Source organism: Sphaerisporangium rufum (assembly GCF_016863395.1).
Classification (GTDB): Bacteria; Actinomycetota; Actinomycetes; order Streptosporangiales; family Streptosporangiaceae; genus Sphaerisporangium; species Sphaerisporangium rufum.
In genome coordinates, this window is the sequence record NZ_BOOU01000168.1 from 1 (window position 1) to 639 (window position 639).

The following is a 639-nucleotide window of genomic DNA, read 5'->3' on the forward strand; positions in this document are numbered from 1 at the left end:
GGGCTGGACCGGCCCACATCCGGGACGGTGACCGTCGAGGGCACCGAGCTGGGCGGGTTACCGGCCAGGGAGCTGGCGCGGCTGCGACGCCGGCACGTCGGCTACGTGTTTCAGGATCTGAATCTGATTCCGTCGTTGACGGCGGTGGAGAACGTGATGTTGCCGCGGGAGCTGGACGGGGTGGCGGCCCGGGTGGCGCGGCGGGAGGCGGTGGCGGCGCTGGCGGAGGTGGGGCTGGACGGGGTGGCGGATCGGTTTCCCGATGAGGTCTCCGGTGGGCAGCGGCAGCGGGTGGCGATCGCGCGGGCGCTGGTGGGGGAGCGGCGGTTGTTGCTGGCCGATGAGCCGACCGGGGCGCTGGACACCGTCACGGGGGAGGAGGTGCTGACGTTGTTGCGGGCGCGGTGTGATGCGGGGGCGGCGTGCCTGCTGGTGACGCATGAGCCGCGGCTGGCGGCGTGGGCGGATCGGGTGGTGTTCCTGCGCGACGGCGCGGTGACCGACAGCACGGCGGGGGTGCCGGCATGAGCGCCCTGCGCGCGGCGTTGCGGATCTCCCGGCGGGACGCCTGGCGGGCCAAGGGCCGCAGCGCGCTGATCCTCATCATGATCGGCCTGCCCATGCTGGTGATCACCGCGG

Annotated in this window: 1 protein-coding gene; it reads left to right on the forward strand. The window is 73.7% G+C overall.

Features of this window, described 5'->3' with window-relative positions; all coding sequences use genetic code 11:
* Positions 1 to 528: ABC transporter ATP-binding protein (locus tag Sru01_RS35185; RefSeq protein ID WP_203995304.1), on the forward strand; the 528-nt coding region annotated here is incomplete at its 5' end.
* Between the last annotated feature and the right edge of the window lie 111 nt (positions 529 to 639).